This window comes from Pseudomonas sp. R3-41 (assembly GCF_054161485.1).
This window is the reverse complement of record NZ_CP096421.1, coordinates 4,279,517-4,302,625: the sequence shown is the minus strand read 5'-3', so window position 1 is coordinate 4,302,625 and position 23,109 is coordinate 4,279,517. Positions and strand designations below refer to the sequence as shown.

Here is a 23,109-nt window from a genome sequence, read left to right as displayed (position 1 = left end):
TGGGGTCGCTGCGCAACCCAGCGGGAGCAAGCTCCCTCGCCACAGGTTCAATCACCGTTGCCGGTAACCGGCCTCACTGCTCGCGCTCAAGCCCCTCATCCACTTCGACAACACCTTTGCTGCGAGTCTTCAGCTCACTGACAATCACCGCCGCCACGATCAGCGCCGCGCCGAACAATGCGATCGCCGGCAGCCGCTCGCCCGCCAGGCGTCCGGCGATGCCGGCCCATACCGGTTCACCGGCATAGATCAGCGTGGCGCGGGTCGGCGAGACGCTTTTCTGTGCCCAGTTCATCGCCACCTGGATCGCTGCGCTGGCGGCCCCCAGGCCCACGGCGCTGACCAGCAGCAACATGGAAAAATCCGGGATCGCTTCCTGGGTCGGCACCACCATCAGGAACGCCAGCACCGCCGTGCTCGCCAGTTGCACTACGGTCACTCGGCGCACATCGACCTGGCCGGCATAGGCGCTGATCAGGATGATTTCGGCGGCAATCGCGATGGCGCTGATCAACGTGGCGATTTCACCGGGGCTGAAGTTCAGCGAGGCCCCGGCCGGACCGGACACCAGCATCAGCCCAGTGAACGCCAGCATGATGCCGATGCTCGGCATCAAGCCTGGCCGCCGGCCCAGCACCAGCCATTGCAACAAGGGCACGAACGGCACATAGAGGGCGGTGATGAACGCCGACTGGCTGCTGGGTATCGTTTGCAGGCCGACGGTCTGCAAACCGTAGCCGAGCATGATCGCCACGCCGATGAAGCACCCCGCCTTGAGTTCGAACAGCGTCAGTTCACGCAGATGCCGCCAGGAGAACAGCGCGACAAACGCGGCCGCGGCAGCGAAGCGCAGGCCTACGAAAAACATCGGCCCGCTGACCGTCATGGCGTGCTGCACCAACAGGAAAGTCCCGCCCCAGATCATGGTAATCAGCACCAGCACGCATTCGGCCTTGCTGAACCTTGAGAAACGGGAGGAAGCTTGGGGGGAATTCACCGATGCCATGACCTTGCGCGCCACTTGAGGCGGACGCACAATGCGCCCGAAGTTGGGCAGTATAATGCGCAACCCTGCCATGTGAGCAATATAGTGCACAAAGAATCCGGCCAGCGGGCCTCCGTCCTGCAACACGTCAGCCAGAACGTCCGTCGTCTGCGGCATGCCGCCGAGCTCAGCCAGGCGGCGCTGGCCGAGCTGTCGGGGGTCAGTCGGCGGATGCTGGTGGCCATCGAGGCCGGCGAAAAGAACGTCAGCCTGACGACCCTGGACCGGGTCGCCGAAGCCCTCGATGTCGCCTTCAGCGACTTGATCCAAGCCCCCGAAGCCCGCGACTCGAGCCGCATCAACGAACTGGTCTGGGCCGGTGTGATCCCGGGCAGCAAAGCTGTGTTGCTCGCCAAGGCCACCGCCAGCCGGGAGGTAGAACTTTGGGAATGGCGGCTGGAGCCAGGCGAGCATTACCATTCTGAGTGCGACGCAGATGGATGGAGCGAACAACTTTATGTATTCGAAGGCTGCCTGACGTTGCTGCTGGGCAGCGAAGAGCGCCGCATAGGCGTCGGTGAGTTCTTCATGTTCGCCAGCAACCAGCCCCATGCCTATCGTAACGATGGCTCGGTGGCGACGCGGTTTGTGCGCAATGTGGTGATTTGAGTCCGCCACGCATTTAGGCACCTGTCAACTCTGACAGTAGTTTCTTGTGAATAGGATCCGTAGTCTTTTATTGGCGGTGGATGAAGTGATAGTCCGTCGCTTGTAAATTCTATTATCACCGAGGATCTAAAAATGAACGCTAAAGAAGAAATCAGAACTTATCGGATGTCCAAATTTCTTCCAAAACCAAGAATTGAGGGTGCGATAAATGGGACGGTGCCGCCCGAGATTGTTAGAGGTTTTACTGTTACTGCTGACCTCCCTCCAAAAACCGGCTTAGGGGAAATGCTCGAATGTGACATGTTTTTCGAAGGGGGGATGTTTAGGTTCACAACGTGGATCAATAATGAGCACGTGGAGGCCGGCAAGGTGAGTTGGAGCTTAGGAAGTAGTATCAACCCCCTACCTGTGGGTTCGCAGGTGTCGTTGGTTTCCCGGATATCTCAAGATGACCCAATTAGCTCCGACATACAGATCTATAAGGTTGTTGCAAGCTGATTGGACGCGGCGATTGAGTCTGGTTAGAGCCCCTGGGGCAGTTGTCAGCTAGCAGGAAATTGGGCAGAGTCGTTACTGGCTTCGCTCAGCTATCGCTAATCTCTTGGCCCTCAGACCCTGCATGAAGTGAACTGCTTTATAACCAGCTTCCGAAAAATCAGGCAAGACAGTAAGGTGGCTCATCTCATTGGAACTCGCACCGTGCACCTGGCCGATGACGAGTAATCAATGAGGCGTTTACTGTTTTTATGGAAGCGTTCAATGAAAAATGACTCGACTGCGCTCGCGCCACCTCTCGCCGACATCCTGATCATCGGTGGCGGCTTGAGCGGCGCCATTCTCGCCGCGCAACTGCTGCGCCTGCCGGGCCGGCGCGAGGTGCTGATCGTCGAGCCGCGTAGCGAGTTGGGACGGGGAGAGGCCTACAGCGCCGTAGAGCTGGGCCATACCTTGAACGGCAACGCGGCGCGGATGAGCGTCGACCCGGACAACGCCGATGACCTGACCCAATGGCTCACCGCGTTCATCGAGGCCGGCGGCTGGCCCGAGTCGGATCAGCAGCACGTGCCCATCAGCGAGTTATTCCCACCCCGGGGGATGTTTGGCCTCTATGTGCAGCAACGCCTGGCCGAGGCTCGCGAGCTGGGCGCACAAAATGGCTCGACCGCCGAGCACGTGCGCGGGGAGGCCGTGGACCTGCGGCTTGCCGACGACGCCGTGATGGTGACGCTGGATGACGGCCAACGCTTGCGTGGCCGTTTTGCAGTGCTGGCCACCGGCATGTTCCCGGCGGCGCGCACCCCGCAGACCGAATCCAGCGGCTTGAACGCTGCAGCCCTCGACCCTTGGGACGTCGCTGCGATGCGCCAGCTCGATCCGCAGTCCACCGTGCTGATCATCGGCTCGGGGCTGACCATGGTCGACGCCGTGGTGTCGCTGGAACAGGCCGGGCATCGCGGGCCGATCGAAGTGTTTTCCCGCCATGGCCTGCTGCCCCATGTGCGCCGCCAGCCACCCGCCTGGGTGGATTTCCTCGCCGAAGATCACAGTCTGCGTTCGCCACGCCAGTTGATGCGCGCTCTGCGCGAGCAATGCCGCCAGGCCCAAGCCCAAGGGATCGACTGGCAGGCGCCGCTGGACACGGTGCGCGCGCACATCGGGCGCTTGTGGAACCAGGCCAGCGATTTGCAGCGCCGGCAATTCGTGCGGCATGTGCGGCCGTGGTGGGAGAGTCATCATCATCGCTCGCCACCGTTGAGCGCGGAGCTGGTGGCGCGCCTGCATGGGGAAGGGCGGTTGCGGATTCAGGCGGCGTCGTTCAAGGGGTTGGCGGCGTCTGGCGAAGGATCGGTAGCGATCAATATTCGTCGACGGGGCGAGGCTGGATTGGAAGTGGTGCAGGGCGCCGCGTTGATCAACTCCAGTGGCATTGAATATGACTGGCGTCGTGTTGCGCGACCGTTGCCGCAACAGTTGTTGGCTCGAGGATTGATCCAACCGGGGCCGTTGGCTTTGGGCATCGCCGCGCGTGCCGATGGTGCGGTGCTGGATGCTCAAGGCGAGCCGGCCAGCCGCCTGTTCGCCATGGGCCCGCCGCTGCGGGGGATGTGGTGGGAGAGCACGGCGGTGACTGATGTGGCGAGCCAGGCCAAGGCGTTGGCGGGGCGATTGGTTGAACTGCAAACCCTTCTCTAGGTTGAACACAGCCCCCCGTGGCGAGGGAGCTTGCTCCCGCTGGGCTACGAAGTAGCCCCAAAACCATTCACCCCGGTATGTCAGATTGATTGCATTCAGCCTCTCTGGGGTTGCTGCGCAACCCAGCGGGAGCAAGCTCCCTCGCCACAAGAGCCGTTTACATGAGCGGTTTGCTCAGCAAGTTATAGCTCGTTGACCTTGACCCAGCGCTCCTCCCGCGCCGCGATGCGAATTGCCGCCGCCAATCGCTCCACTTCCCAGGCCTCGTCAAAGTCCGTCCCGCCGGCGCCTTCGCCGGCCAGCGCCATGATCAGTTCCTGCACTTCCAATGTCTTCAATTCGTTGTAGCCCAACTGGTGCCCGGCAGCCGGGCTGAACGCGGCATAGCCGGGCAGATCCGGGCCGGCCAGCAAACGCTGGAAGCCGGGCTGGCCGACGCGGCACAGGCGAAGTTCATTCAACCGTTCCTGATCGAACGCCAGGGTGCCAAGGGTGCCGCTGATCTCGAAACCCAGGTGATTCTTGTAGCCGTGCTTGAGCCAACTGCTGCTCACCGTGCCCCGGGCGCCATTGGCGAAACGCAGCAGCCCATGGACTTGATCATCCACGGCGATGGCCCGCTGTTCGGCATTGCCGGCGCTGGCAGGGCGTTGGTGGTGCACGGTCTGGCTGTCGGCACAGACGGCCTCGACATCGCCCAACAAGTGCCGCGCCATGGCCAGCAAGTGGCTGCCCAGGTCCGCCAGCGCGCCACCGGCATGGCTCGCTTCGCAGCGCCATGACCACGGTGAGGTCGGATCGGCCATGAAATCTTCGCTGAATTCACCCTGGAAACTGATGATCCGTCCCAGTTCGCCGCGCTGGATCATGTCCCGCGCCCGTTGAATCATCGGGTTGTGCTGGTAGTTGTAGCCGACCCGCGTCACCACCCCGGCGGCCTTGGCCGCCTGGCGCATCTGCCCGGCCTGTTCCAGGGACACCGCCAACGGCTTTTCACAATAGACCGGCTTGCCCGCCGCCAACGCGGCCATGGCCATCGGGAAGTGCAGGTGGTTGGGGGTGGTGATGGCGACCAGGTGAACCTTCGGGTCGTCGATCAGCTGTTGCCAGTCGCTGTGGGCCGTCTCGAACCCCCAGCTCTGGGCACATTGCCGGGCACGCTGCGGATCGGCGTCGGCCAGGGCCGCCAGTTTCAGGTTCAAGGGGAGGTCGAACACCGCCTTGGCATTGTGGAACGCCAAGGCATGGGCGCGGCCCATGAAGCCGGTGCCAATCAGACCGATGCCGAGTTCACGCATGAGAAAGAGCCCTTTTGAGTTTTTATTTTCAGAAGGGTTCTTTATGGAATAAATATTCGCTAATTGCAAATATTGGAATAAATATTCATTTCCGTGATTGCTGAAGATCCCTTTGTGGGAGCGGGCTTGCTCGCGAATGCGGTGGATCAGTGAATACAGCTGTGACTGACACACCGCATTCGCGAGCAAGCCCGCTCCCACTGGGGGATTTCACAGGTCTTTTATGGCGCCCGCTGTCAGGACAGAAACCCACCATCCACATTCAACGCCACGCCCGTGGTGTAGCTCGACGCATCGCTGGCCAGGTACAGCACCGCGCCGGCCATTTCGCTCGGGTCGGCCACGCGCTTGAGGGGGATCTGCGCCAAGGCGGTCTTCAGGATGGCGTCGTTCTTGACCAGTGCCGAGGCGAACTTGGTGTCGGTCAGGCCCGGCAACAGGGCGTTGCAGCGGATGCCGAACTGCGCGCATTCCTTGGCGAAGACCTTGGTCATGTTGATCACCGCAGCCTTGGTCACCGAGTAGATGCCCTGGAAGACCCCTGGCGAAATACCGTTGATCGACGCCACGTTGATGATGCTGCCGCCGCCGTTCTCGCGCATCAGCTTGCCGGCTTCCACCGACATGAAGAAGTAGCCGCGGATGTTCACGTCCACGGTTTTCTGGAACGCACCCAGGTCGGTGTCCAGGACGTTGCAGAATTGCGGGTTGGTGGCGGCGTTGTTCACCAGGATGTCCAGGCGCCCGAACTGTTCGCGGATGCCGGCGAACACCTGGCTGATCTGCTCCATTTCACCGATGTGGCAGGCGATGGCGGTGGCCTTGCCGCCGGCGGCGATGATCGCATCGGCCACGTGCTGGCAACCGTCGAGCTTGCGGCTGGACACGATCACGTGGGCGCCTTGCTGGGCCAGCAGTTTGGCGATAGCCTCGCCGATGCCGCGGCTGGCGCCGGAAACGAAGGCAATTTTACCGTCGAGGTCGAACAACTGGGTCTTGGACATGCTGTTTCCTTGTTATGAGGGCGCTCAGAGCGTGGATTTAGCGATGACCTGCAGGCTCATCTGCTCCAGCAATTTGTTCATCTGAACGAACTGCGCGAAGCGTTTGTCCTGGGTCTGGCCGTGGAAGAAGCGGTAGTAGATCTGCTGGACGATCCCGGCCAGGCGGAACAGGCCGTAGGTGTAGTAGAAGTCGAAGTTGTCGATGCGGATTCCGGCGCGCTCGGCGTAGTAGTCGACGAATTCGCGGCGGGTCAGCATGCCGGGTGCATGGCTTGGCTGGCGACGCATCAGTTGCACCGGTGACGGGTCATCGGCCTCGATCCAGTAGGCGAGGCTGTTGCCCAGGTCCATCAACGGGTCGCCGAGGGTGGTCAGTTCCCAGTCCAGCACACCGATGATCTGCATCGGGTTCTGCGGGTCGAGGATCACGTTGTCGAAGCGGTAGTCGTTGTGGACGATGCTCGACGTCGGGTGGTCGGCGGGCATTTTGTCGTTGAGCCAGGCCTTGACCGTCTCCCATTTCGGCGCATCGGGGGTCAGGGCTTTTTCGTAGCGGTCGCTCCAGCCACGGATCTGCCGGGCCACGTAGCCTTCGGGCTTGCCCAGGTCGGCCAGGCCGCAAGCGTTGTAGTCGACGCGGTGCAATTCGACGAGCCGGTCAATGAAGCTCTTGCACAGGGCTTCGGTGCGGGCGGCGTCGAAACCCAGCTCCGGCGGCAGCTCGGCGCGCAGGATGATGCCCTTGACGCGTTCCATCACGTAGAACTCGGCGCCCATCACCGATTCGTCGGTGCAGTGCACGTAGGCTTTGGGGCAATACGGGAACGCATCGCGCAATTGGTTGAGGATGCGGAACTCACGGCCCATGTCGTGGGCGGACTTGGCCTTGTGGCCGAACGGCGGCCGGCGCAGGACGAATTCCTGTTCGGGGTACTCCAGCAGGTAGGTCAGGTTCGACGCGCCACCGGGGAACTGGCTGATCGTCGGCAGGCCGGTCAGGCCGGGGATGTGGGCCTTGAGGTACGGGTCGATCAGGTTGGCATCGAGTTCTTCACCGTCGCGCACGCGGGTGGACTGATCAGTAAACGCCATGCTTATCCCTTCTGCTTATTTTGGAGGCCATCGATCATTGGCTAATCTAATGGCGCGTGGGAGGCGTCACAAGCACGCCAGGGTCTTATAGGTTAGCGTGTTGCCGGATAATCAGCGGGCTTGATGCATGGCGGCGTGCGCGCTGGATGGGGGCGAGCTAAGGTTTTGGGGTCTGTCGCTTTCAAAGGAGCAACCGCGATGGGATGCCCGCAAGTCTGTGGCACCGCGACCCTTCAATGCAGCTTCGGCGCAGCCCCGGCGGTGCTCAATGTGCTGCCGGTCAATCGCCTGCTGACCGGCGGGATGCCGGCGGCGAACATCATGGATCACATCCCGCTGGTGAACATCACTACCTTCGGCATGTGCATGAGCCTGGCAAACCCCACCGTGGCCGCCGCCACCGCAGCGGCCCTGGGTGTGCTGACCCCCATGCCCTGCATCCCGGCCACCGCCGCCCCATGGATCCCCGGCGGCGCCCCGACCCTGTTGCTGGGCAACATGCCGGCCATCGACGCCAACAGCACCTTGATGTGCACCTGGGCTGGGGTGATCAAGATCGTCGTGCCGGGGCAGGTGCAGATGTTGATTCCCTGACAGGCGATCTTGCAGGCATTGCAACTGACCCTGTGGGAGCGAGCCTGCTCGCGATAGCGGTGGACAGTTTGCAGTGATGTTGACTGGGCCGCCGTCATCGCGAGCAGGCTCGCTCCCACAAGGGAGTGTTCCACAAAGGGATCTGTGGCAGGCGCTTACCCTCGCTTCACTGTCTGGCCGACTCGATCTCAAGCATTGGCATGGGTCAGCCCGGTCAAAGTGTCCGCAATGGCCTTCGTGCGTTGTGCCGTGCCTTCGGTGGTCCGGCTCGAGTCTTCCAGGGCATCGAGCATCGCCCGCAAGGCGCTCACGGCGACGGACTGGTCTTCGATCTGCTGGGCGACCCCTTGGATCTCCGTCGAGAGCAGATCAATGTCCACACCGATTTCCGCCGCATTCTTGCGGGTGATCTCCGCCAGCTTGCGGACCTCATCGGCCACCACCGCAAACCCTCTGCCCATTTCACCGGCCCGCGCGGCCTCGATGGCGGCGTTGAGGGCCAACAGGTTGGTCTGACCGGCGATTTGCTGGATGACCTGGACAATCGACTGAATGCGCAAACTCGAACTGGCGAGCGCACGGGCGCCGACCACCGCTTCACCCGCTTGCGTGGCCAGCTGCTCGACGGTCGTGCCGGCCTGCTCGGCGACGCTATGTTGCCGGTCGATCGTGCCTGTCAGGTCATCCATCGACAGGTGCAACTCGCCAGAGTAATGCTTGATCTGCGTCGCCATCTGCGCCTGCTGCTGGCTGGCCTGCGCCAATACCTGACCCAGGTCCGTCAGGCCATCGAACACCGGCAGGATCGTCGGGTCCAGGCCGCGGGTATCCAAGGCGCTGCTGAAATCATTCAGCTTGAACGCCTTGATCTGCTTGACCACCACATGGTTCAGCCCCGCCAATTTCTTGATCTGGCGGCGCAGGAAAAACGCCTTGAACTCGCCATAGTGGGCGATGAAGTTGTCGACGTACTCATCGACAAAACCGGCGCCCTTGGTGACCCTGAAGAAGAAAATCGCCGTGAGCGTCTGGTTCAGGTTCAGGCCGAGGATTTCACCAAACGTCGAGAAACCGGCCAACGGTACATCCCCGAAAATACCGGTCATGCTGCCCAGGTCGCTGCTGTTGTTGAGCCGACGCAGGATGCAGTCATTGAGAATAGCCGCCACCGGTTGGCCGCCTTTGCCCTTGAGGAATTTCTCGTAGTCGAGCCGGGTCGCCTCGCGCAGGGGCGTGCGCTTGACCATCACCAACTCTTCGCCAGGCGCCACGTCGCAAAACAGCTGGATGATCTGCTGTTGAAGGTCGATGCGGGCAATGGAACGCACGAACAATTCTTCGCCCACGCGAATGGCAAATGAATAATCGGCCAGCTTCTTCTCCAACGCCTGGGCACTGCACTCGAATGCCTCGCTCAGCGCCTGGACCATGCTCTTGATATTGCCCCGGCTGTCGATGACCTGATCGATGGTGCGGTCTTCGACCGACGCGGTCAGCACGCTGAACGTCAATCCGGTCGGTTGGAAGTTCTGGCTCTTGAACACCCCGAAGCGCACGTCCGCCGCGGTTTTCAGGAAGACAATCTGCGCATGGTTCTGGTAACTGCGCTGCCCATCACTGATCAGGGTCTTCTTGAAATCAGCCTTGCCCCCGGCCGAACCACCGACGAACAGGCAGGGGAAGCGTCCAGACTCATACAGCGCTTCCATAAAGAACGACTCGGAGGCCGAAAGACCATCGAACACCACATAGGCCAAGGTATCGCGATGATCAATGGGCGTGCGCACCTGCGCCTGCTTGATGTTATTCACCAACCGGGTGATTCGCTCACGCATGGCCAGGCGCTTGCCGCCACCGCGAATGTCCTCGCACTCCAGCGGCACCATTACCACCTCGGCCGACACAATCACACTGGCGTCAAACAACTGCAGCACCACCCGGTCCCAGGTTTCGCCGGTCTGGCAGTACAGCGTGTTCGCAGCGTTGCACAACTCACCCGAGGTCGTGCACAGGCTGATGGTGCTGTGGGCGAAGCGCTTCTTGATCTTGGCGGCGACCTGGTCGATGTCCAGGTGAGGGGAGACGAAACCGGTGATCAGTACTGGGGTGGTACGTAGGTTGGCCAGCGTTTGGTCAAGTTCACCCGAAGTGCAGGCCACGCTGACCGTCCCTTGAGTGTGGGTTCGGGCCTTGTTGAAGAGGTTCGCTAGGTTCATGGCTGGACTCGGTTGAGCGCGACGTGATGCATACGAGGGATGCGTGGGGAGTCCTTTCGCTGTAGCGGTCACGGCTGGGGGGGCTTGTGTGAGCGTGAGCTTGTGCTAGTTGCGGGGGTGGTCCATAGGGGCTTTTGGTTGGGGTTTGTTGGGTCTGTTGGTTAGCGACTTTCGTATGGGTGCCAGGGGAGGGCGATGAAAAAACAGTCTCTGACCTCTAGACGAAAAAATGGTAGCCGCTATGCTTCGGTGATGGCCTCTTGCTACTTTTTTTGGCCGACAGAAGCAATCCTTGGCGTGAGACGGAAACCTACTTGTCGTCTCCTCTTGCAGGTACGGTTCATGAGGTGGTAATGGGGGCAGATTTCTGAGAGGTTAGATGAAAATTTCAAATATTAAAGGGGCTGTAGCTAATGATGCGATTCCGAGCGCTCAGCTAGCTCAGTTGCAAGAAAGTTTTCACGTGAAACTGCCAAGTCCTTATGTGGAAGTGCTTAATTCAGTAGGCGGATTTTCATTGCAAAATGGTGTGGTCTTATATTCTCCTAGTGACCTTGTTGAGAGGAATAAGACCTTCGAGGTGGAAAAATATGCACCGGCCTATCTTGCTATAGGTGACGATAGTGGTGGTCGTTCTATAATGCTTCCGCTTGCAGGTGAAGGTGTGTACTTGGTGGATCAGGGCAGTATGGATCCTGATGAGTTTAAAAGGATCGGTATATCGTTAACGAGTTGGATTGCTGGCGGGTGTATGATTTAACTATGCCGAGTGGGGCTGTAGTGATTAGACGGAAACAGAAAAAACAAAAAGCAGTTAAGGATGATAAGTATGGTAACGGCAGGTTGGCAGTTTAGTGATCCTCCGAACGTCGCGGTCGTTGCAAGTCAGAAAATAGTTTTATCGGGTGGCTGGATAGCCTATGTTTCGCATGATAGCGATGATGGTGCTTGGCAGTTTCATACCAGTCAATCGGAGCCTGTCAGCGAAGAAGATGCAATGGTCGTGAGTTTGCAAAGCATTGTGATGCTCGACCCAACTGTTATTGAGTTGGCTGATCTTCCGCTTGGGTGGCATGCGTGGCGGAGCTCTAAATCAAGTGTTTGGCAAAGAAAGATGATGTGAGGGGTGGGGGCCGTTCCTGTACTTCCTTCGGTTTTCTGCTATTGGAGAGCTTGCTTGAGCGTTCAATGCCGACTTAAGTCTGCTCTACTTCAATACCTTGAGTTTGGTGATGGCGTGGAGTTGTTTAAAGTGTTCAGCGCCCATCCGGAAATATTTTCGGAAACGTGTGGTGAGTACCTGACGTACATCGATTGATAGATCTTAGGGTTGGGGAGCGAGGTTTTGGAGACTGTCGTCTAATATTACAGGGTGAGTTAATAATTCTGGCTCCTATTGAAGAGGTATCTGATACGCCAGGAGTTCCCCTTTGGTTGACGGGAGAGAAGCTGATGCTGTGGGCTATAGTTGGTAAGGAAAATTCGTCAGACGAACCAAGTGATTGGAGTAGGTATTGTTAGCTATGAAATATCATTTGATAGAGGGGGAGCTCAATGACCCTGCTGAATTCGAGATCCTTAATGATCTCGCGATTCACTCGGGTGTCGCACTTCCCCAAAACTATATCGACTTCCTCAAGCAGCATAATGGTGGCGAAGGTTTCATAGGCGAGAATTACATTGTTTTTTGGAGTGCAGAGGAGTTGGCCGACTTCAATCGGGAGTACGAAGTAGAAATCTATGCTCCCGGCATTTTCTTATTCGCTTCGAGCGGAGGCGGAGAGGGGTATGGCTTCGATACCAATGACGCAGCGATGCCGATAGTACGCATCCCGTTTATAGGCATGGATCGACGGTATGCCGAAACGCTAGCCTACGATCTCCCGGGGCTGTTTGCTTATTTAGCTAACGAGGATGAATAAGCCAGTGCGCCCCAAGGGCATGGAGACAAAAGCGGACGCTGTAGAAAATGTGAGTTGCTTCCATGTTTTTTTAGAGTTGACAATATGGAAGATTGGAGATTGATGCATGTATGATATTTTTCGCAGTTCTTTCTCCAAGGATTATCGTGTGGCCGATGAAAGCCTGGCTGCTCTGGATATTCAAGGCGATGACTATAGAGTGTCTAAACTGACGTCGGAGTTTGGAGGGTGTTCATTTGATAGAGCATTATACCGAGTGATGACGCCTAGCTCGGCTGAGGAGTGGAACCAAACTATTGAATATGCGTTTCCCAATTTCGATGGACGCGTGCAATGCTTTGGTTACGATTGGCTAGGGCGTATATTTGCGCTTGATTCAGGCCGGTTGGAAGAGGGGCATCCTGGAGTTGTTATGTTTGAGCCAGGAACCGGAGAGGCGCTAGAGATTCCTTGCAATATCGTGACTTTCCATAACAAAGAATTGATTGAACACCGAGAAGCGGCTTTAGCTGTTAGCTTCCATATTCAGTGGCTAGCTCAAGGTTCTGCTCCTGGCTATGAAGAATGTATCGGATACAAGGTGCCATTATTTCTCAATGGTAAAGATGTTGTCGAAAACCTAGAGGTTTCAGACCTTGATGTCTACTGGACATTAATAGGCCAAATAATTAGGAAAACGATGGGGCTTCCTCTAGGTTCATTGCTGGCGAATATTGTGCTTACTGATGAGGGGGAGGAGGGTAGAGTCTGATGAGGCTAACAATGCGGTCGAGAGTCTTAGTGGTGTCTTCAATAGCTGCTGAAGTGACTAATAAAATAATGCCTTAAAAATATTCCCAATCTATTGCGAGTGAGAGTTGTGTCGAAAATTCTATCTATATTTCTACGCGCCATGATAGTGGTGGTTCTGCCGCTGGCGTTGTCTAGTTGTTGTCTGATAGAGATGGAGCAGGTTTTTTTTGACGAGCTTCGTATTGAGAACAAGCTAGCAATACCAATAATATATTGCAACGAATTCGATGCTACGACCTGTTCTGAGGTAGTCCAGAGCGGCGGAAGCTACAGCGTAATTTTCGTTTCGCACGTTGATAATGATAGTGACGAAGAGAGGTTAGAGTCATTTGATCGTCAAAACATTAAGGTCTGTGGAAAGGTCCTCGATATCAAGCTGATTCGCTCAGTGTCGCCAATAGTCAAACGTGACAAGGACCATTCCGAGATCATCATCGATAGGGCAGTAAGCGATAAATTTTGCCAGCAATGAACCTTTTGGGTTGGGCGCATCGACCAACGCGCTAGAGAAGTCGGAAGGCAACATCTCTTCGAGAAAAGGGACTCTAATAAGTGAAATTTACGATGACCGTAGTCGAGAAATTTGAGCTTTCAGGTGGGGTTACGATCCTCGCTTGTAAAGGCTGTAATTCAAGTATTGATGTTGTCGGTAAGCGATTTTACCCGGTTTCTGGTGATGAGGTTCGACAGGCTCTGACGGTAGTTGGTGAGCGTAAGATGCTAAATCAACAATCAAATCTTGATTACACGGTTATTGAAATAATAGATTTTGTGGAGCTGTCGCAAGAGGAAGCAAGAAGTGGGCGTTGGCAGTTGCTTGTAGAATAAAGTAAAGACGGGTTGGCGGGGGGCACGTCTTCTGTGTGGCATCTGGGAAAGTCCCTACCGTTTTGGTTGGAGGTGTGGTCTGTCCCTGTATTAGTATTTGTGTAATTTATAAATAATGTGAGAAAATTTAATGAGAAAAATGACGGATGAAGAAAAGGTTCAGTTGAAAAAGAGAAAGGACAGGTTTGATGTGTTTCGCAAGGAACGTATGCCCGTTCTACATGATTTTGCTAAAATATTAGGTTGTGAAAGTCCTCATGAAATCCTGATTGTGCCTGAAAAGTTTTTACCTTATATAAGTAGATATATGGCAGTGCAAGATGTGAGCGATAGCAATCGCATTTGGTTGATGACAAGGATTGGCTATTTTATTGGGGAGTGGCTTGTTGGTAAATTTGACGGGTGCTGGGTAGTTGATGAAAGCGTTGAGTCAAAGACCTTTTCGAGGTATGTGATTGGAGAGTTTGGGACCTTTGGGTCAGAAAAAACCATAGATCCATTTTCTTTGGCTCAAGCATATGTCGATACTCGACCGCCTAGAAATTTGATCGAGCAGTTGGATTTGGTAGTAAATTATTTTGAGGACTTCTGAGGTGGTATGAGGCGCGGAGACGGATAGCGGCACGCGGTCACTGTTTTCCAGTATGGGACGATTTTTTTGCTGAGCTAGAAGTGAGAGTGGATTTCCGCTTTAATTTATCAAAGAGAAGTTAATATGGAGGTGATAGTGACGTTGTTAGATCATTTTATTGATGGGAGAGATACAAGTATTGAAGCTGCAAATCGTTTAGAAGTGTTGATTGATAACGCTTATCCAGAAGATGATTTTTTGCAAGCGACGGTGGAAGTTTTGGCGTGCTATCGCCCTGAAGGTGGAGATTTTGTTTTTGATGTGAATCAAGTGCGAAATCGTCTTGTTGAAACTCGAATTTATTTGATAAAAATCGTTTCCCTATGAAGACTGGTCCGAGACATAAAGGAGCAGTGGGCAGATCACTTTGATTCTCTGCTAACGCAGCTTGAGTTTGCGAGAAGCGGGGGGCAGACCACGTTTTCTGATGAAATTGAAGCAATGATCGGGCGGGGAGCTCAGTGTGGCCGACCGGGGCACCCGGAAAGCGATGCTGTCTTGGTTTGGAAACGTAGTTTGTCTCCGTTTTTTCCTTAAGTAGAGGCGTAAAGGTGGCGATAATTTTTATTATTCCTTTTCATGTTCGGCCGCTTGAGTCGTCAATCATGCCGTCCGATTTTTCTGGGGCATATGTAAGTTGCTATGCGTCTGGAATTGATTATGTTGATGCTACTCAGAAATCGCTAAAGCGGCTCTCTGATGATGGTCTGTGTCCAATTGAAATTCTGGAGCCAATCCATGAGATGAACTCTGGAGACTGGTTCGAACACATAAAAGAGCAGTGGGTAGATCACTTTGAATCTATGCCAACGCAGCTTGAGTTTGAAGAGGCGATGCAGAACAACAAAGTGGTATATGGGCCTTTTGGTTCATATTCCTAGCAGTGGAGCTTCTGGAGGTAGTAGTTTTTTTGCTTCATCCATCTGCTGATTCATTACAAGTGAATTGATCTTGTGGGCCAGTGGTGTTATGTCAGTAATCCGCTGAATCCATTCTTCGGTATATAAACGGACGGCCTCTTGGCTGAGGCCTATCTGGATGGCACGATACGGCAGTGGTTGCAGTAGTAGATTGCGCTCTGGGTCCCACTGAACACGTACCGGGGAGCGGCTTTTGAGTTGTTTCCATTCCTCGTGGCTCATGTTAGGTTCAGAATGGCTAGAGCAGCTATGTGCCAGTGCCCATTCGAAACCTTCGCGGGTTATGTCGATGGCAAGGATGCGTTTTTGGCCTTCGTCCTTGAATCCCCAACCGGCGCGATACATCATCCACAGAAATGATGGTTTAATCCACGTCATGCGCTCCATTTTAAAGGGAGGCGAAACAAACGTTCCGCGTGTTAAGGCGCTGTCGGCAATGGCATCGGAATAGGCTTGATAAACACGAATGGTTTTATCGTCATAAACAGCGCGAATTTGTTGGAGAGCAGTTTGATTCATTGCTTTTCTCGCTGTAACTCATCGGTTTGAAAGGTCTTTTTATGGGGGCGCCGCGAATGAAGGAGAGATCGTGCATGATGGGCCAAGAATACACCCTATGGGAAAAGCCTGAAGCCCCCTCGGCTGGGAATGGGGCCTCTCTACGGTAAACCAAGGAACCACCACCATTCGTCCCCGCCAGGCAGGAAAAATGGAGGTAAGCCGCATTTTCTGATGAAATTGAAGCAAAGATTGGACGGCGAGCTCAACGAGGCCGTCCGGGGCGCCTGGGAAAGCGATTGCTGTCTTAATTTAGAAAACGTGGTCTATCTCCGTTTCCCCCCGGCTGCCTAACCAGAGTCCCAAAAACAAGATGGAAAAAATGTGTCCGTTCAAGATACTGATTGGGTTGGGTTTGATGAGTTGGTCGACACTTGTTTTTGGGTTTAGAAGGGGGTGGGTAAAGAGAGAGGACATTTTTGATTACGCTGTCAATCAGCTTGTGAGTGGCAGTCATGCTAGTAATGAGAATGTCGCTATCATTGCCGGGGGCGAGGATTTAAGTGACGATGAGCTTATTGGTCTAATTTCAACGCTAGAGAGCACAAATAGTGCTTCCGACGTAGATAAGTGGCGACTGGGATTCTTATTGCGGATAGAAGCATTAGATGGCTCTTACGAAGAGAAGATAAATTTCCTTCAAGAAGCTTATGCGGATTTTGACTACCCAGAGGATATGACTTCTTGCAGCGTATATTCTCAAGATGAGATTCCTCCGCTTTTAGCAATGCGTGATGTTGTGGCTGCATTGAAAGAGCGGTTTTTGCTTGGGAAAAGCGGGGCAGACCACGTTCTCTGATGAAGTTGAAGCAATTATCGGACACGGAACTCAGCGAGATCGACCGGGGCAGCGATTGCTGTCTTAGTTTAGAAAACGTGGTCTGTCCCGTTTTCGTGAGCATCGTAGGTTCTGGGATTCCTCAGGAGCAGACCACGTTTTTGGTAATTAATGTTGCTGGGGATAATAGGTGCTGTGATGCGAATTAGATCGTTTTCTGAGTTTGGTTGTGGAATTGAGTTTTATGAGGGAAGTCGTGATGCTACGGTTTTTGAATTGAGCCCGGGTGAAGTCGTATGTGGGGTCGGTAGCATAATTGAAGGCGTATTAGTGGCCTTTTACAAAAAGGAGAAGGGTTATTTTCTTCAGATTGGCGACGATTTATGGGATGCGTCTGCCCCATCCTTGTCAGTAAAGTTCGTTCATGGGAATGGAGGCGTTAGTTGTCTTTCAGTTAGGCAAGACGGAGATTTTTTGCGTGAATTTATTTATTCTTCGTGGTGGTTACGATACGGGGAGGGAGGGTGGCCGGCCCTTGGTGATCCCGATGACGAGGAGCATGATTTTGGAGCTTACTTGGCCTACATATGGCAAACAGATATTGGTAGGAAGCAACTTATGCAGAAGTATCGCTAAAAACGGGGGCAGACCCTGAGAGGTTCCCTGATTTTCTTGCGCAAATCTATAAGTTGGAGTTTTGAGAGGCCTGCATGAGTCGGCAGCTTGTGTTGCACCACACAAAACAAGATCCCGTCTCATGCAAGCCATCCGGTTCTTACACCGCGCGCGCAGAGGTACATGAAGAGGTGCGGGCATTGGAGTAGATTTGTGAGGATCCCTCAGGGTCTATCCCCATTTTTGGTTGATCAGAAATGCTGAGAATGGGCTGAGACGTTTACAAGAAGCAGGGAATATGCGATGGGCAGTAAATACGCTGTTATTTTGGACCAAGATATTGTCTTGCCAGAAAGAGACTTATTGGTCAGCCAAGCATGGGGCGATGCGCCAGTCTCTTATGTCCAGGATCAGGAGATTTTCAATGAGTGCAGCTTTCTTGATTTGAAAGTCAACAAATGGCAAGTAAATGCTCAGTGGAGTAGCCGTCAGGGCAGCGAACCTTGGATTAGAATTGAGATACTCAAGGAGCAAGCGCTTGAAGAATATTTGCAGGATGAAGGCCATTCTCTACCAATCGAGGTCTCACACGAAATCCTCGTCGTTTTTGAGTTAGACGAAGGTGGCGTGGGGCTAGACGAAATATTGTTACTCCACTTGGTATCAGCCTTCTATAAAAATCGCAAAGTTTACAGGTGGTGCGATGACTTCAAGGAAGTGAGCGAAGAGACTTTTACTACTTTACCGGCACAACATATTATTCAAGAGCGATTGCTAAAGTGCGAGTAGGGGAGGAGCCTCAGGGACAGACCCTGAGGATCCCGGAGAGACCCTGAGCCTTGCTTCATTCGCATTGGCTTCTCACGTAGGAAACTTCTGAAAATCCCACCAAAAGCACTATCCTAGCCCTAAGCCTCTCGCCGGAGGTTTTCTGTCGCGTTACGCTCTGGATGTCGCTGCACATTCAGCGACCGGGCTTGGTAACCCGGTGGAATAAGGCGTAACAGTGCACGGACAGGATTGCAGGCTTTCAGGCCTGCGATTTTGTTTTATGGCAGCTGTGCGTGGGACGTCTTCTGACGTGCCGGTTTCCTTGATTCCCCGGTTTACCAACCTGCGCACAGCTGCTACCCATTCGCTTGGTAACGGATGCGGCAGCTCTTCGAATCAATGGAGTTGAACAGTGCATATCAATAGATCAAGCAAACAGCCTCATCTGCTCCGCAGCTCTGTATCGCGGTCCTGCTGCATCTCAGTCAGTGGAGATCGCAAATGACCGAACGAGCAGAAGCAAAAACCGTCGGCTACACCCCATTCCATTATTGCTCCGATCGTCCGCTGTTCCGCGTTAACGGCGGTGTCCCGTTAACGAAGTAACAAAGGTAGGACTGAAAAATATGGCCTTTTACATTGAAATGGACAAGCTTGCTGATACCGAGGAGTACGTTGACTACTCGTTTGGGCGGGGTACGGATGTTGGTGTTCTTAGGCTAAACAAAGTGCGGGGAACGCTAACGGTACTTGCTGCGTGCCCATTAGACCAAGACGGAGAATGGATGCAGAGGGCAAGCATGAAATTAGCGAGGCTCTGGAAGGAGGGCGTATATCCTGAGAAAACTCAATGGGCCTCGTAAGCTGTCAAACAGAATTTTTTTGCAGAGCGGGAATTAGCGAGCTTTGCTCGCGATGACGGCGGCAAATTCAGCATCGAGGCCAACTGATCCACCGCTATCGCGAGCAAGCTCGCTCCCACAGGGGGGCGGTGCCAGTCGAGAAACCGAGGTTCACCACCGATCCAATGTGGGAGCGAGCTTGCTCGCGATGATGTCGGCACATTCAGCATTGATGCCAACTGATCTACCGCCATCGCGAGCAGGCTCGCTCCCACAGGGGGCTGTGTTGGTCGAGAAACCGAGGTTCACCACCCATCCAGTGTGGGAGCGAGCCTGCTCGCGATGATGTCGGACATTCAGCATCGATGCCAACTGATCCACCGCCATCGCGAGCAGGCTCGCTCCCACAAGGAGATTTGTGGCAGTCGAGAAATCGGGGTTTACCAGCGATCCGACATGGGACCTGGCCTCAGCCCAAATCCCCAGCCGCATGCCGCTCCGGCACCTGGCTCGCTTCATCGCCCCACGTGCGGTTGACCCGCTGCCCACGCTGTACGGCCGGGCGCTTGGCGATCTCTTCCGCCCAGCGCTGCACATGGGTGTATTCGTGAGCACTCAGGAATTCGGCGGCGCCGTACACGTTGTTGCGCACCAGTTGCCCATACCAGGGCCAGACCGCGATGTCGGCGATGGTGTAGTCATCGCCGGCCAGGTATTGGCTTTCGCCAAGGCGGCGGTTCAGGACGTCGAGTTGGCGCTTGGCTTCCATGGTGAAGCGATTGATCGGGTATTCGAGTTTCTCCGGCGCGTAGGCGTAGAAATGCCCGAAGCCACCGCCCAGGTAGGGCGCAGAGCCCATCTGCCAGAACAGCCAGTTCAAGGTTTCGGTGCGACCTGCCGGGTCGGTGGGCAGGAGGGCGCCGAATTTTTCCGCCAGGTAAAGCAGGATCGAACCGGACTCGAAGACACGGATAGCGGGTTCCACGCTGCGGTCCAGCAAGGCCGGGATCTTGGAGTTGGGGTTGATCTCGACAAAGCCGCTGGAGAACTGATCGCCCTCGTTGATGCGGATCAGCCAGGCATCGTACTCCGCGCCCGCATGACCCAGCGCCAGCAGCTCCTCCAGCAGGATGGTCACCTTCACGCCGTTGGGCGTGGCCAGGGAGTAGAGCTGCAGCGGGTGCTTGCCAACCGGCAAGGTTTTGTCATGGGTCGGCCCGGCGACTGGGCGGTTGATGCTGGCGAAATGGCCGCCAGACGGGGCGTCGTTTTTCCAGACCTTGGGCGGAACGTAGGACGCTTTACTCATCGGGACATACCTCATCGTTGCTTGCGGTGTGATCCCCCAGAGTCTACCGCTGTTCGTTCATGATTCGTGCGACTTCACCGGACGCCTTGAGTTTTTCGAAAGCGAGTTGGGCCTTGGCGACCACGTCATCCGGCGTGCTCAGGCTGAAGGCCAAGTGGACTCTGTGAGGTTGTTCGTCGAGGGTATAGACCTCTTCCAGCGAAGTGAAATCCACCTGGGCATCCTTGCTCATCAGGCGCGCGGTATTCTCCGGCATCGGCAGTAACTGGATCTGGCGATTCAGCAGTTTTTCAAAGTTGTCGTGGTTGTTGGCCGAGATGACCAGCCGGGTGAATCCACGTTGTTGCAGGTAGATCTGCTTGGCGTCGTTTCGCACCACGCCGATGCTGTACTGCTTGGCTTCTTCGAGGCTGTTGGCGGCGATGTCTTTATTGTCGCGCAATTTATAGAGCCGGCTCGCCACGCGATGTATTTCACCCACCCATTTGAATGATTGTTCGCGGGCCGGGGTGCGGTCCAGCGGGAAGATCAGCACGTTGGGCTCGTGCAGCGCCTTTTCGTAGGCCCGGGCCCATGGGTACAGCGACAGGCTGTAATCGGTGAGCTGCGCGCTTTTCAGCGTTTCTTCGGCGATGCGAATGCCCGGCCCGATGACCTTGTCGTCACGCTGATGGGCGTACAGGGAGTCTTCGGTCACGACTTCGATCGTGTCGGCGTGGCTGTGCAGGCTGATCGAGGCGAGTAGCAAGCACGAGCAGAGTATCAGGCGATAGTGCATAGATAGACCTCATGGCGCGCGAGAGTAATTACAGGGCGACGCGGTCGCGTCCCTGGTGTTTGGCCCGGTACAGCGCCTGGTCGGCGCGTTGCAACAGTTGATCGAAATGGTCCATGGTCTGCGGGTCCAGGACGGCGACGCCGATGCTCACGGTGACGAAAGGTGAAACCTTGGAACCGCTGTGGGGCAGCTCACGTTCCGCCAGGCTGGCGCGCAAGCGTTGGGCGGCTTCGCAGGCTTGGGCCGCGTCGACGTTGGGCAGGACCACGACGAACTCTTCGCCGCCTACGCGGGCGGTCAGTTCGCCTGAGCGACCGAACACAGTGCGCAGGGTTTCGGCGATCTCTTTCAGGCACAGGTCGCCCTGCATGTGGCCGTAGGTGTCGTTGTAGATCTTGAAGAAATCGACGTCGCACATGAGCACGGCCAGCGGGGTGTTGTGGCGGATCGCCCGGCGAAACTCGATCTCCTTCAATTCGTCGAAATAGCGACGGTTGGCCAGGCCCGTCAAGGCATCGTGACGGGACAGCGCTTCAAGCGACTGGTTCGCCGCCTTCAGTTCCGCCGTGCGTGCCTCGACCAGTTCGGCCATTTGATCGCGGCTGGCGGCCAAGGCCAGTTCGTCCGAGTGTTGGCGTTCGAGGTGCGCGCGCAGATTGTCCTGGAGTTCATTGACCTGGAACTCGAGCAGGCTCAGTTCGTCCTGGCGCTGCACCGCTCGTTGCAGCTTGAGATGATGCTTGAGGGTGTGCGGCGCGAGTTCACCCAGGTGACGGGCGATATGCACCACATGCACGGTCACCAGGCGGTTGAACATGGTCATGACCAACCCAGCCAGCAGCAAGGACTGGATAAGCTGGGTGATGACGATGCCGCGTGCTTCGCTCCAGAGGCGCTCCCACAGCAGGTTATTGTCGCCTTCAATGGTCAGCTCACCGACTTTTTCATGGGCCCCGGCGTAGGGGTGGGCAATGAGTTGGCGATGCAGCACCGGCACCACGCCCGATTGATCGACGGTGTAGCGCTTGAGTTCGATGACTTCCGGCGCTTGTCCCGGGCGCAAGATGTTCAACACCACGCGACCCACGGGAGCGGCCGCGGCGACGCTGGTGATTTGCTGGTCGAGGGATTCACGGTCCAGTTCCCAAATGGCGTAGGCCAGGGTGTTCTGGAAGACCTGATCGATCAGGGCCAATTCAGAATTCATGTCCGCCAGGTTGTTTTCCCAGGCCTGCCAGGTGCGCCAGGTGACCATGGCCAGGGTAAAGACCAGGCAGAACAACAGCGTTGCCAGCACCAGGCGCCGGCCCAGGGAACTGAACGCCTTGGTCGCTGGTGGCAGGGAGGACGTCGTGCGGAAAGGGTCACCCATGTCATAACCATTTGCGCAGGATGGCGTCGTAGACCCCGTTGCGCCGGATGGTTTCAAGGCCGACGCGGAACTTCTCCACGGTTTCGGCCGGCGTCTTGCGGCTGAACGCCATGCTCAGGCCGTCCGGGCTGCTCAGTTCGGGTAGCGCCAGGGAGCGGATCAGCACCTTGTCCGGGTCTTCGCCGTTCTGGCGCGTCAGGTACAGCGCGTTGAGCTCATTGGAAATCCACAGCTCCACGTGATCGACCTTGAGCTTGCGGTAGTTGTGTTCATACTTGGTGCTCGACTGCAAGTCTTCGCCGATGCGAAAGCCTTTCGAGACCAGGTACTGCTCACCCACGTCCTGATTGACCGTGGCGATCTGATGACCATGGGCATCGGCCAGCGAGTTGAGTTTTACCGGCCGGTCTGCCAGGGAATAGATGTACCACTGCGTCGGGCCAATGGTGCCGACCCACTGGAAAAGCGATTGCCGTGCAGGCGTGCGGACGATCGAATAGATCAGCACATTGCTTTCATTGAGCGCCATTTCGTAGGCTCGGGCCCAGGGCATGGGCTGGATGGGTGCGTCCATGCCGACTTCCTTGAGCACGGCCTGGACCACCTCGGTGCTCATGCCGGTCACGCGCCCGTCCTGCGTCATGTTGTAGGGCGGCAACTCCTCCGTCACGATGCGCAGCGGTGTCTCTGCCGCGCGAGCGCTTGCAGCGAGGAACATCAGGACGCCCCACATCAGCAGGCGATTCAGCGGCAAACCCATTGATCATTACCCTATGCAACTGGCAGAGCCCGGCAAGGCCAGGGGCTATCATTGATAGGGTTATCGGCTGGGCTGGCGCCGGCTTGAATCCGGCCTGTCGGAACCGCCAGCCCAGCCGATGGGGGGCGGTAAATGCCCAGGGGAAAGCTTTTGTGGGAGCGGGCTTGCTCGCGAACGCAGAC

Annotated in this window: 26 protein-coding genes and 1 pseudogene; 16 read left to right on the top strand and 11 right to left on the bottom strand. The window is 55.9% G+C overall.

All coding sequences use genetic code 11. From position 1 onward, the window contains the following. Nucleotides 1-73: 73 nt before the first annotated feature. Entirely contained in the window at nt 74-1,078 is a 1,005-nt protein-coding gene (locus M1D99_RS18365; protein ID WP_434576540.1) for a DMT family transporter, read from the bottom strand. Between the two features lie 12 nt (nt 1,079-1,090). On the opposite strand from M1D99_RS18365, the gene M1D99_RS18360 reads away from it, so the two are divergent. The 3 genes from M1D99_RS18360 to M1D99_RS18350 all read left to right on the top strand — a co-directional run bounded on the left by M1D99_RS18360 (nt 1,091) and on the right by M1D99_RS18350 (nt 3,847). After that, complete coding sequence (locus M1D99_RS18360; RefSeq protein ID WP_186729067.1) at nt 1,091-1,654, top strand: helix-turn-helix domain-containing protein; 564 nt, start codon at nt 1,091-1,093, stop codon at nt 1,652-1,654. 132 nt (nt 1,655-1,786) lie between these two features. Further along, nucleotides 1,787-2,152, top strand: coding sequence for a hypothetical protein (locus M1D99_RS18355; RefSeq protein ID WP_434570910.1), 366 nt, complete (start codon nt 1,787-1,789; stop codon nt 2,150-2,152). Between the two features lie 261 nt (nt 2,153-2,413). Next, a complete protein-coding gene (locus tag M1D99_RS18350; RefSeq protein WP_458130567.1) occupies nt 2,414-3,847 on the top strand; it encodes an FAD/NAD(P)-binding protein in 1,434 nt (477 codons plus the stop codon). A 182-nt stretch (nt 3,848-4,029) separates the two neighbouring features. On the opposite strand, the gene M1D99_RS18345 is transcribed toward M1D99_RS18350, so the two are convergent. From M1D99_RS18345 to M1D99_RS18335, 3 genes are all read right to left on the bottom strand, one after another. Further along, nucleotides 4,030-5,145, bottom strand: a complete 1,116-nt coding sequence (locus tag M1D99_RS18345; RefSeq protein ID WP_434570907.1) for a Gfo/Idh/MocA family protein — start codon at nt 5,143-5,145, stop codon at nt 4,030-4,032. Between the two features lie 236 nt (nt 5,146-5,381). Beyond that, the gene (locus M1D99_RS18340; protein ID WP_025213231.1) at nt 5,382-6,149 is read right to left on the bottom strand and encodes an SDR family oxidoreductase; all 768 of its coding nucleotides are present in this window, start codon (nt 6,147-6,149) and stop codon (nt 5,382-5,384) included. Between the two features lie 24 nt (nt 6,150-6,173). Beyond that, a complete protein-coding gene (locus M1D99_RS18335) occupies nt 6,174-7,241 on the bottom strand; it encodes a phosphotransferase family protein (RefSeq protein WP_053122767.1) in 1,068 nt (355 codons plus the stop codon). Nucleotides 7,242-7,439: 198 nt separating this feature from the next. Here M1D99_RS18335 and M1D99_RS18330 point away from each other — a divergent pair, with 198 nt between their 5' ends. After that, nucleotides 7,440-7,835, top strand: coding sequence for a DUF4280 domain-containing protein (locus M1D99_RS18330; protein WP_003202818.1), 396 nt, complete (start codon nt 7,440-7,442; stop codon nt 7,833-7,835). A gap of 188 nt (nt 7,836-8,023) precedes the next feature. On the opposite strand, the gene M1D99_RS18325 is transcribed toward M1D99_RS18330, so the two are convergent. Then, nucleotides 8,024-8,524 carry a methyl-accepting chemotaxis protein gene (locus M1D99_RS18325; protein ID WP_411387527.1) on the bottom strand — a complete coding sequence of 167 codons (501 nt, stop codon included), beginning with the start codon at nt 8,522-8,524 and terminating at the stop codon, nt 8,024-8,026. A gap of 372 nt (nt 8,525-8,896) precedes the next feature. After that, nucleotides 8,897-10,051 (bottom strand): annotated as a pseudogene (locus M1D99_RS18320) (FIST signal transduction protein); the annotation flags it as partial. A 379-nt stretch (nt 10,052-10,430) separates the two neighbouring features. On the opposite strand from M1D99_RS18320, the gene M1D99_RS18315 reads away from it, so the two are divergent. From M1D99_RS18315 to M1D99_RS18280, 8 genes are all read left to right on the top strand, one after another. Continuing rightward, entirely contained in the window at nt 10,431-10,811 is a 381-nt protein-coding gene (locus M1D99_RS18315) for an SMI1/KNR4 family protein (protein ID WP_458130566.1), read from the top strand. A gap of 69 nt (nt 10,812-10,880) precedes the next feature. Then, nucleotides 10,881-11,174, top strand: a complete 294-nt coding sequence (locus M1D99_RS18310; protein ID WP_114730989.1) for a hypothetical protein — start codon at nt 10,881-10,883, stop codon at nt 11,172-11,174. 400 nt (nt 11,175-11,574) lie between these two features. Next, entirely contained in the window at nt 11,575-11,973 is a 399-nt protein-coding gene (locus M1D99_RS18305) for an SMI1/KNR4 family protein (protein WP_434570901.1), read from the top strand. Nucleotides 11,974-12,079: 106 nt separating this feature from the next. Next, the gene (locus M1D99_RS18300) at nt 12,080-12,724 is read left to right on the top strand and encodes a T6SS immunity protein Tdi1 domain-containing protein (protein ID WP_458130565.1); all 645 of its coding nucleotides are present in this window, start codon (nt 12,080-12,082) and stop codon (nt 12,722-12,724) included. 605 nt (nt 12,725-13,329) lie between these two features. Then, nucleotides 13,330-13,593, top strand: a complete 264-nt coding sequence (locus tag M1D99_RS18295; protein WP_434570897.1) for a hypothetical protein — start codon at nt 13,330-13,332, stop codon at nt 13,591-13,593. A gap of 139 nt (nt 13,594-13,732) precedes the next feature. Continuing rightward, nucleotides 13,733-14,185, top strand: coding sequence for a hypothetical protein (locus M1D99_RS18290; protein ID WP_434570895.1), 453 nt, complete (start codon nt 13,733-13,735; stop codon nt 14,183-14,185). Between the two features lie 135 nt (nt 14,186-14,320). Beyond that, the gene (locus tag M1D99_RS18285) at nt 14,321-14,551 is read left to right on the top strand and encodes a hypothetical protein (protein WP_434570893.1); all 231 of its coding nucleotides are present in this window, start codon (nt 14,321-14,323) and stop codon (nt 14,549-14,551) included. Between the two features lie 278 nt (nt 14,552-14,829). Next, nucleotides 14,830-15,105: a hypothetical protein gene (locus M1D99_RS18280; protein ID WP_434570892.1), complete on the top strand. Its 276-nt coding sequence runs from the start codon at nt 14,830-14,832 to the stop codon at nt 15,103-15,105. On the opposite strand, the gene M1D99_RS18275 is transcribed toward M1D99_RS18280, so the two are convergent. After that, entirely contained in the window at nt 15,094-15,663 is a 570-nt protein-coding gene (locus tag M1D99_RS18275; RefSeq protein WP_434570890.1) for a DUF4291 domain-containing protein, read from the bottom strand. The two genes, M1D99_RS18280 and M1D99_RS18275, sit on opposite strands and share 12 nt — an antisense overlap. A gap of 361 nt (nt 15,664-16,024) precedes the next feature. Here M1D99_RS18275 and M1D99_RS18270 point away from each other — a divergent pair, with 361 nt between their 5' ends. From M1D99_RS18270 to M1D99_RS18255, 4 genes are all read left to right on the top strand, one after another. Continuing rightward, on the top strand, nt 16,025-16,501 hold the full coding sequence (locus tag M1D99_RS18270; RefSeq protein ID WP_458130564.1) for a DUF2247 family protein: 477 nt from the start codon (nt 16,025-16,027) through the stop codon (nt 16,499-16,501). A gap of 177 nt (nt 16,502-16,678) precedes the next feature. After that, complete coding sequence (locus tag M1D99_RS18265; protein ID WP_458130563.1) at nt 16,679-17,116, top strand: hypothetical protein; 438 nt, start codon at nt 16,679-16,681, stop codon at nt 17,114-17,116. 282 nt (nt 17,117-17,398) lie between these two features. Continuing rightward, a complete protein-coding gene (locus M1D99_RS18260; RefSeq protein WP_458130562.1) occupies nt 17,399-17,884 on the top strand; it encodes a hypothetical protein in 486 nt (161 codons plus the stop codon). 483 nt (nt 17,885-18,367) lie between these two features. After that, nucleotides 18,368-18,472: a DUF3077 domain-containing protein gene (locus M1D99_RS18255; RefSeq protein ID WP_458130561.1), complete on the top strand. Its 105-nt coding sequence runs from the start codon at nt 18,368-18,370 to the stop codon at nt 18,470-18,472. Nucleotides 18,473-19,177: 705 nt separating this feature from the next. Here M1D99_RS18255 and yghU read toward each other — a convergent pair. Genes yghU through M1D99_RS18235 form a run of 4 tightly spaced genes read right to left on the bottom strand, consistent with a single transcriptional unit; the run spans nt 19,178 to nt 22,927 of the window. Then, nucleotides 19,178-20,017, bottom strand: a complete 840-nt coding sequence (yghU, locus tag M1D99_RS18250) for a glutathione-dependent disulfide-bond oxidoreductase (RefSeq protein ID WP_458130560.1) — start codon at nt 20,015-20,017, stop codon at nt 19,178-19,180. A 43-nt stretch (nt 20,018-20,060) separates the two neighbouring features. Beyond that, complete coding sequence (locus M1D99_RS18245; protein WP_458130559.1) at nt 20,061-20,795, bottom strand: substrate-binding periplasmic protein; 735 nt, start codon at nt 20,793-20,795, stop codon at nt 20,061-20,063. A gap of 28 nt (nt 20,796-20,823) precedes the next feature. Continuing rightward, nucleotides 20,824-22,167: a GGDEF domain-containing protein gene (locus tag M1D99_RS18240; RefSeq protein WP_458130558.1), complete on the bottom strand. Its 1,344-nt coding sequence runs from the start codon at nt 22,165-22,167 to the stop codon at nt 20,824-20,826. A gap of 1 nt (nt 22,168) precedes the next feature. Next, nucleotides 22,169-22,927 (bottom strand): substrate-binding periplasmic protein, encoded by a 759-nt coding sequence (locus M1D99_RS18235; RefSeq protein ID WP_458130557.1) that lies wholly within the window; start codon nt 22,925-22,927, stop codon nt 22,169-22,171. Nucleotides 22,928-23,109: the final 182 nt, after the last annotated feature.